This is a genomic window from uncultured Roseibium sp., from assembly GCF_947499295.1.
In the GTDB taxonomy this organism is placed as follows: domain Bacteria; phylum Pseudomonadota; class Alphaproteobacteria; order Rhizobiales; family Stappiaceae; genus Roseibium.
On record NZ_CANMNP010000020.1, the window covers coordinates 126,411 to 134,139 of the forward strand.

At 53.1% G+C, this 7,729-nt stretch carries 8 protein-coding genes; 4 read left to right on the plus strand and 4 right to left on the minus strand.

The window, feature by feature from the left end; translation table 11 throughout:
* The first annotated feature begins 18 nt into the window (after positions 1 to 18).
* Positions 19 to 918, plus strand: coding sequence for a LysR family transcriptional regulator (locus Q0835_RS25400; protein ID WP_298965491.1), 900 nt, complete (start codon positions 19 to 21; stop codon positions 916 to 918).
* Here the strand turns inward: Q0835_RS25400 and Q0835_RS25405 are convergent.
* Positions 910 to 1,701 (minus strand): methyltransferase domain-containing protein, encoded by a 792-nt coding sequence (locus Q0835_RS25405; RefSeq protein WP_298965494.1) that lies wholly within the window; start codon positions 1,699 to 1,701, stop codon positions 910 to 912. The genes Q0835_RS25400 and Q0835_RS25405 overlap by 9 nt on opposite strands.
* Positions 1,702 to 1,896: 195 nt before the next feature.
* On the opposite strand from Q0835_RS25405, the gene Q0835_RS25410 reads away from it, so the two are divergent.
* Positions 1,897 to 2,793, plus strand: a complete 897-nt coding sequence (locus Q0835_RS25410; RefSeq protein WP_298965497.1) for a DUF5996 family protein — start codon at positions 1,897 to 1,899, stop codon at positions 2,791 to 2,793.
* Between the two features lie 82 nt (positions 2,794 to 2,875).
* Positions 2,876 to 3,538: an aspartate/glutamate racemase family protein gene (locus tag Q0835_RS25415; protein ID WP_298965500.1), complete on the plus strand. Its 663-nt coding sequence runs from the start codon at positions 2,876 to 2,878 to the stop codon at positions 3,536 to 3,538.
* A gap of 8 nt (positions 3,539 to 3,546) precedes the next feature.
* On the opposite strand, the gene Q0835_RS25420 is transcribed toward Q0835_RS25415, so the two are convergent.
* The 3 genes from Q0835_RS25420 to Q0835_RS25430 form a co-directional block, all read right to left on the minus strand.
* Positions 3,547 to 4,317 carry a hypothetical protein gene (locus Q0835_RS25420; RefSeq protein WP_298965504.1) on the minus strand — a complete coding sequence of 257 codons (771 nt, stop codon included), beginning with the start codon at positions 4,315 to 4,317 and terminating at the stop codon, positions 3,547 to 3,549.
* A 237-nt stretch (positions 4,318 to 4,554) separates the two neighbouring features.
* On the minus strand, positions 4,555 to 5,298 hold the full coding sequence (locus Q0835_RS25425; RefSeq protein WP_298965505.1) for a metallophosphoesterase family protein: 744 nt from the start codon (positions 5,296 to 5,298) through the stop codon (positions 4,555 to 4,557).
* A 169-nt stretch (positions 5,299 to 5,467) separates the two neighbouring features.
* A complete protein-coding gene (locus Q0835_RS25430) occupies positions 5,468 to 6,358 on the minus strand; it encodes an SRPBCC family protein (protein WP_298965508.1) in 891 nt (296 codons plus the stop codon).
* 110 nt (positions 6,359 to 6,468) lie between these two features.
* Between Q0835_RS25430 and Q0835_RS25435 the strand changes: the two genes are divergently transcribed.
* Positions 6,469 to 7,269 (plus strand): helix-turn-helix transcriptional regulator, encoded by an 801-nt coding sequence (locus tag Q0835_RS25435; RefSeq protein ID WP_298965514.1) that lies wholly within the window; start codon positions 6,469 to 6,471, stop codon positions 7,267 to 7,269.
* Positions 7,270 to 7,729 lie beyond the last annotated feature (460 nt).

Below are 7,729 nucleotides of genomic sequence, written 5' to 3' on the forward strand. Positions count from 1 at the left end.
ATCTGGTTTCGTGATTTTATGTCTCTTGAGCTACGCCACGTTGAAAGCTTTGTCGCAGTTGCCGATACGCGCAGTTTCTCGGCAGCTGCGGAAAGAACCGGCACGGTGCAATCGGCCGTAAGCGCTCATATCCGCCTGCTTGAGCAAAGACTGTCTCGTAAACTGGTGGATCGCGGACGCGGCAAGCCGGTTGGCCTCACAAGTGCAGGAAACGCTTTTCTGGTAAAGGCACGCCGCCTGTTGGCACTGGCTGACGAAGCCATGGAAAGATCTTCAATCGGCGGTTCCGCTTCCCCCATCCGGCTTGGCACCACAATGACGTTTGCCTTGTCTGTACTGCCACCTGCCCTGGCCCGCTTTTCAGCCGCGGACCAAGACAATCCGGTGACTGTTACGACGGCACGCAGTCATGACCTTCGGGATCTCCTCGATAATGGTAACATCGACATTGCTTTGGTTCTGGATCAGGGACCGCATGCCGGACGCGTTGAAACTGTGCCGGTGCCTCTCGTTTGGACCGCCGCCCGAATTTTTCGACACGACCGCTCCAAACCACTGCCGCTCGCATTCCTGGATGACGCACGCGATCTGCGCCGCCACGCACTTTCCGCATTGGACACTGAACCGGAAAAACAGGTCGAATTGCAGTTCCATGCTGACCCGGTTGGCCTGAGGGCTGTACTGCTAGCCGGATTGGCTGCAACAGTTCTGCCGCGCCCAGCCATGACGGAGACACTCGTCGACATAGGACCGCGGCTCAAACTGCCCTCGCTTGGCACTGTCCTCGTCTCAATCTACGCTTCCACAAAGCGAGAACGTCCAGCGGTACGCAAACTGGCGACCGAACTATGCCGTTGGCTTGATCATCAACCTGACCGGAGTGCTTCGGGATTCAAGGTATCAGATGCCTCAGATTGAAGCCGTTACAACAAACACAGATGCATTGAGGCGCACAATTTCACCGTCGCATCTTTCAATTAGCACCTGTCGCAAAAGCGGTTCGACCTGAGGTCCAAGGTTAGGGTCTTCTCGGACGATTTTTCCCAATGCTCCAACCTTCAGGAGCACGGCTATCGTTTCCTCAACACCACCGCAGGAAACAGGCTCATCATGTGGAATAATCGCAATGTCTTGGAAACCAGCGCCTTTCAGTATTTGTCGAATATAGGCAGCATCTGAAAAGCTGAACGGCGTTTGATCGGCCCTGGAGAGCATCCCTGACGCTTCAAGTGGCAACAGATCCAGCTCATTGTCCTGAAGCGAACGCCAGCAGCAAAATCCCAATTTGCCTGAGGGCTTGAGCATTTTCTGAAAATTGGCAAAGGCGGCAGCAGGATCTTCGAATGCCATAATACCGAGACGAGAGAAGACAGCATCGAAGCTTCCCGGCGGCAAAGCAACGGTCTGAGCATCTGCTTCAATCAGATTGATATGCTGGAAGGACCGTGTCCGCTTTTTTGCGATATCCAGAAACGCTCCGGAGACATCAACACCAATAACCAGCCCAGTCGGTCCAACTCTTTCAGCAAGTTGCAACAGGCTTTGCCCCGTTCCGCAACCAACATCGAGAACACTGTCGCCTGCCTGCAACGCCAACGCCTCCAGAACCTGAAGTCCGAGGGCCGAAAATTGCCGGTCGGTCAGCGGATAGACCTGTGCCCAGGCTTCTTCATGAAGAGATCTTTCCTTGTCACCTTTCATCCTGTTTTGTCCCCCACCTGAAGAGTTTGCGCAACCTTTTGTCTGGGAGAAATCAGAAGAAAAACAAGCCATTTTTCAGAAATGGCGAGTGGAACAATCACATGCGATAACCGCCTGGTCTGGACCCCAAACAAGTTCAGACTAGATGGCCTGGAAGCACCGACAATCAGGCTTTCAATTCGGAGAACTGCTTCCATGAGCTCATTGCCGCCACTTCCCTACAAAAACTGGTCCGATACCAAGGATACGCTGCATCTTTTTTTGCAAATGATTGGAAAAGTACGGCTGAAGGCGCATCCGAAATTGAACCACTGGTGGCACGTCACGCTTTATCCACATGTGCGCGGCCTGACGACAGGACGCATACCATATGGCGATAGTGGTTTTGAGATCCTCTATGACATGCTTGACCACAAGGTCATCATCAGCAGGAACGATGGAGTTCAGAAGTCGTTTTCAGTTCCCGGACTGACGGTGTCTGCCTTCTATGAGGCACTGTTCTCGCGTTTGGCCGATCTTGAGGTCCCGGTAAAAATCGTCAGCAAACCTTATGACAACAAATCGAAGGTCGCTTTCCCCGAAGACCACGCGCCGCGCGCTTATGACCAGCAAGCTGTTTCAGATTTCTGGCGCGCCCTGTGCCTGATCTCAAGCATGTTCGAAACCTACAGGACCAGTTTTGTTGGCAAACAAACACCCGTTCAGCTCTATTGGCATTCGTTCGATCTCGTCGTGACGCGTTTTTCAGGACGTGCTCATCCGCTTGTGGGCGGAACACAGTCCGATAAGGAAGCCTATTCTCATGAAGTCATTTCGATCGGTTTCTGGCCAGGCGATGACAGTTTTCAGGAACCGGCCTTTTACGGCTACGCTTATCCAGAACCGGTGGGTATGAACCAGATTACACTTCAACCCGGCGACGCCATTTGGGCGGAGAAGAACGGCGGAGCACTCGCTATCTTGAAATACGAAGATGCACGCAATGCCGACGATCCGAAGAAGAAGATCTTGTCTTTCCTTGAAAGCCTTTATGAAGGTGCAGCCGAAAAAGCTGATTGGCCCTTGGCGGATCTGAAGCACCAGGCACTTTGACTAGAAGATGGACCGGCCATTTTCGTCGCTGAATTGAATTCAGTTACAACTGCACAAATCGAAGCAAGAAGGACCAGGCAACATGCACATAGGAATGATTGGAGGGATTGGTCCGGCAGCGACGGACTTCTATTACCGAAAACTTATTGGAGCTGCCAGCGCGCTCAAGAAAGATCTGGAATTGACGATCGTTCATGCGGACACGTCAACACTTCTGGCGAATCTGATCGGCAACAATGAAGCCGCGCAATGCGCAATCTACGCTAAACTGACGGATCGCCTTGCCGCGGCAGGCGCACAAAATGTCGTGGTGACATCGATCGCGGGTCATTTCTGTATTGACCGATTTGAAGAAATCTCTGCTCTCCCGGTGATAGACCTGACAAGTGTTCTTTCAAGCTGGTTGCAGGAAATGGGCGCGCGGACAGTTGGCATATTGGGCACCGAAACTGTCATGAGTTCAGGCATGTATGGGAAACTTGCACCTGTGGACGTGCTAGCGCCAAAAGACAACAGTCTGCAAAATGTTCACGAGGCTTACATCACCCTTGCCCGATCAGGCCAACCGACCGATGCTCTGCGCAAAGTCTTTCTGGAAGCTGGCAAAGCATTGATTTCTGACGGGGCTGAAGCCGTATTGTTGGGCGGCACGGACCTGAATGCCATCATGGATGCCGAAACGTCGCCGTTTCCGATCGTTGATTGTGCAAGTATTCACATCGAAGAGATCGCGCGCTTCATTTAGGTTGTCATTCAAAGCGCTGAAACGGCCTTCTGCCGGGCTGCTTCGACCAACGCCTTAAAACCGGTCAGCGCCTTTTTCAGTCCAGCCTCTTCGCAGGCAGAACACCACAAGCCTTTAGCTTCCTCGATAAAAAGCTCCTTCTTGCGTCCACCGCATTTCTTGCAGGCCATCCCGTTGATAGAGCAATCTGGCAGGTCCAACAGCCGGTCCAGGAACCAGGGGAAGGCAGCAGCGACCTTTGCCAGTTCGACCGACGGGAACTCCTGTCCCTGAACATCGAAACTTTTCAACTCCGGCAGGCGCGCAACTGGCCCAAGGTCCAGTGTACGCCCGTCGACGGCAACAAGGCTCACATGCTCCAGTGGCAGCCCTTCCAGAAAACTCAGAGTTTCGACCTTTTGTTGCGAAGAATTTCCGCCTTCAATGGAAAGGCTGCGCAGTTTTGGGAGGCTCCGGACAGCCGACCCGTTTTCCAGCAATCCGTTTTCCCTCAGTTCAAGCTTCTCAAGGCCGCTCGCGGCTTCTATCCCATTTAGCGATTTGAGTTTGTTGGAATGCCAGATCCTCAACTCCTTCAGCGAAGATGGCAAAGGCACGCTGGTCAGGTCCGGCGCGGAAAGCCAACGAAGTCCTAAAAACGCGAGCGGCAGCTCATCCAACCCCTTGAGGCGCTTCAGGTCGGCTTTGCGGATCGTGTTGACTGAAAGAGAAGACCCCTCCGGCATTCGCTGCAGAAGATCAGGAACATCCAGGCGCTCAGCATCAAAAGTCCTGTTCATCGTCGACCTTGTTCCCGGTTTTGGTACTGATGGAAGTTGGTTTGCTTTTCAGGGACGAGTTGAAAATGCACTTACTAAAGCTGAAACTGTCCGGATCGCAGTTATCAGTCAACTTAAAGTCTGCTTCCATAGGACCGAAAGGACAGTCTGCGTCACCCCAGGGTTAACACTTTGTTTTCAGGGCCAAAAACGTACCGGACCAAACTCCGTTGAAGACAGAATTCTGGCAATGAGACACTAAAGCCCTATCCGGCCGGTCGCCAAGGCCTCAGCCCATTCGGTCCGACCCATTTGCTTTGCCAGTCTGACCATCCGCCGATTGTCATAGGGCACAGAGCGAAACGTGATGAGCCAGTCACCACTGGACATTTCTGCAATTGCATAAGACGCATTCGGCGTACCCGTTTGCATCTGATGATAGACCGGCGTGTCATCGTCATAACCAGGGCAGCCGACGCTCCCTGGATTGAGGACCAGCCGCCCGTCTCGCAAGCGAACGCATCTTGGGACATGTGTGTGACCGCAAAGCAGAAGCTTGGCGTTAAGACCGGCAGCCTCCGCCTCGATCTCTTCGATTGTGGCAGACCTGACACGGCCGTCCACTTCCACCTTTTCCAGCCAGTAAGTCACATCACTGGAAGGTGTCCCATGACACAGCAGCACCTCGTCAAACAAGGTAAGCGAGGACGGCAAAGACTTGAGCCAGTCAAGATGGTGCTGTGCCAGCTGCTCAAAGGCTGCTCTGTCGGAAGCCCCCATCTCCGTCGGGTCTTGTTCAATCAGCAATCTGTCATGGTTGCCGCGAATTGAAGGATACGAGCGCTCCATAAGCAGCTCTATTGTTGCTACGGCGTCAAGCGGCCCACTCAGGTGATCACCGAGATTGACCACATTGGAAATTCCCAATGCATCGATATCGGAAAGCACCGCCTCAAGGGCGTCTGAGTTTCCATGAATATCGGAAATGATGGCAAATCTCATTCTTCAAACCTGTGATCATTGGGATCATTGGTCAATCCGTTCAGATCTTTTTCACGCTCATCTCACTTTCCCGATGAAGCCTGTCCCAAAAGAGAGTTTCCTCAAGAATGCAAAAACATTGAGCGGCAGCAAGGCGATACCTGCATCGCCTTGCTGAAGGGAGCCCTGGTCATACTCGCGCTTCGCGTTCCATCCGCGCGGCCCAGGCATCGGCGAGGTCAGCCAAAACTGCCTTGAATTGCCGTTTGGCCATGAGCTTGAACAAGGTCTGAACCAGAAAGTTGCCTTTTGGTTCCGCCTCGATGTTGATCGCGAACTTTGAACCACTGCCGTTGCCCTCAACAACCCATTCCCCATGCAGATCGGAAATCGGATAAGGATAATCATCAGCCTCCGTGTGAATCCGGAACCCGAAGCCTCGACCGGCTTCGAAATAGTCACAGGTTTCAAGCCAGTTCTCTCCTTTTGGGCCATAGCAGCGGCGTTGCATTCCAATGCCATCTCCTTCTACCACCTCGACTTTCGAGATGTTGTCGGCGACATCTGCATAGCCTGGGTGATCGCTCATGACCCGCCAGACGATATCTTGCGACGCGTCAACTTTGCGGCTGACCGTAGCCAGAATTTTTCCACCTGACATTGTCACAGAGGCCAGGCTGAGAGGCGCCTGGATTTTTCGAGCACCCAGATACTGACCGAGAGCAAATATCGTGACAAATACGGCCACAATGACAACGGCGGTCGTCCCGGTGCCGGAAAAGAGTGAACCCGCAAACATAAGCAAAAGTGCGCTGCCAAGAACCCAGCCTGCATCCAGGACGCTGATCAACGTCACCTGCACCTTTGTTATAAATCGGTCCGTAGCCATAAAGATAAGATCAATGCCGAAGAGTATCAGGCCCGCCCCCAGAAGACGCAGTGTCCAGCTTTGCCAAACTGCCTCATTTGCAAAAAGCAGTTCTGCAAGATGCCCTGCAGCGGTTAGAAGAGCCGCACCCGTCAGCAACGAAAATGCGGCATTCATTCCGAGGAAAGCCCGGGCCGTTTTCGAATGTTCCATTGTGTAACCTTTCGTCAGTTAAGGAGGGCCCGAACTTGACGATCTGAAACATCAACTCAATTACATCGGAGGTAATCGACCTTGGCGCACGTTGGGTGCACAATCGAACCATGCATCATAATCTGAACATATCCGATCCTGCCTTTCCCGGATTTCTGAAATCCTGGCGACAGCGCCGCAGGCTCAGCCAACTGGAACTTTCGCTCCAGTCCGGGATGTCGCAGCGGCACATCAGTTTTCTCGAAACCGGCCGTTCCAACCCGAGCCGGTTCGCGATCGCGCAATTGGCGGAAGCGTTGGAAATGCCAGCTGCTGAAGTTGATGCGATGCTGCTGTCCGCCGGATTTGCGGCAAGGTCCTCCCGGCATGGGTGGGACGGTGACACACAAAAGGCGGTCGACGCTTCTATCGATCATGTCTTGAGAGGTCACGCTCCCTTCCCCGCAGTCTCGATTGACCGGATCTGGAACCTCGTTAAGGCCAACGACCCCGCAAAGAAATTCTTTTCCATGGCAGGTGCGCGCGGTGATCCGAACCTCTTGCGTGAAATTCTGTCACCCGGACAGTTGCGAAACTGCATTTCGAACTGGGAAGACACCTCAAGAGCCTTGATAAGAATGCTGGAGTTGGAAGTGGCAAGACGGCCTCATGACAAAGAAGCGCAGGCGCTCCTGATAGAACTCGTGGGGCTGGAAGACATTGCGGGGCTACTGGAGGGTCCGCGCCCGGCGACAAATGCTCCTGTTTTGACAATCAGGTTCAAAATTGAAAATGCCGAACTTGAGATGTTCTCACTGATCGCCACCATCGGCATGAGCGCCGATGCCGCACTCGATGACCTGCGATTAGAGACCCTGTTGCCTGCAAACGATGAAACACGCGCCTGGTTTCATGCGAATTTCCTCTCGTGAACACTGCCTTGTCCAGCACACAAAGCGCGGCAGGTAAGGCCGCGCGTCATAGGAGTGTTGAAAACTGGCAATGAGGCTTCTAGTGGTGAACGCAGCGGGACAGAGGAAGCAAATATCGAATCCATGATCACGTGGCTATCCCCTAATACTTTTCCGCAGCTCAATTGCCGTTGCCACTCATCATTTCGGCTCGTTTCATAGGGTTTTGAACGGAGGCTGCAAATATGGAACGGCCCAAGTTCGCGTCTTGGTTCAATTTTTAAGTGTAGGACCTTGCGTAAGGTCATCGGAGGAACTAAGCGGTGCACTCCTTTCCGTAACGTTCCCATATCGATTCCAATGCCTGATATTGAAGCGCGCACCAAAACCGTCGTCGCAAAATCACTAAACCACTACCGGCTGATGCCGGTAGGATTATCGATGTGCTTCTCAAGGTACTGAAGTACGACATCTTCAGTGA

Bases quoted from the DNA above. Each gene is read 5' to 3' on its own strand.
- Q0835_RS25405 (WP_298965494.1), bottom strand. From the start codon at position 1,701: ATGAAAGGTGACAAGGAAAGATCTCTTCATGAAGAAGCCTGGGCACAG.
- Q0835_RS25400 (WP_298965491.1), top strand. From the start codon at position 19: ATGTCTCTTGAGCTACGCCACGTTGAAAGCTTTGTCGCAGTTGCCGAT.
- Q0835_RS25415 (WP_298965500.1), top strand. From the start codon at position 2,876: ATGCACATAGGAATGATTGGAGGGATTGGTCCGGCAGCGACGGACTTC.
- Q0835_RS25410 (WP_298965497.1), top strand. From the start codon at position 1,897: ATGAGCTCATTGCCGCCACTTCCCTACAAAAACTGGTCCGATACCAAG.
- Q0835_RS25425 (WP_298965505.1), bottom strand. From the start codon at position 5,298: ATGAGATTTGCCATCATTTCCGATATTCATGGAAACTCAGACGCCCTT.
- Q0835_RS25435 (WP_298965514.1), top strand. From the start codon at position 6,469: ATGCATCATAATCTGAACATATCCGATCCTGCCTTTCCCGGATTTCTG.
- Q0835_RS25430 (WP_298965508.1), bottom strand. From the start codon at position 6,358: ATGGAACATTCGAAAACGGCCCGGGCTTTCCTCGGAATGAATGCCGCA.
- Q0835_RS25420 (WP_298965504.1), bottom strand. From the start codon at position 4,317: ATGAACAGGACTTTTGATGCTGAGCGCCTGGATGTTCCTGATCTTCTG.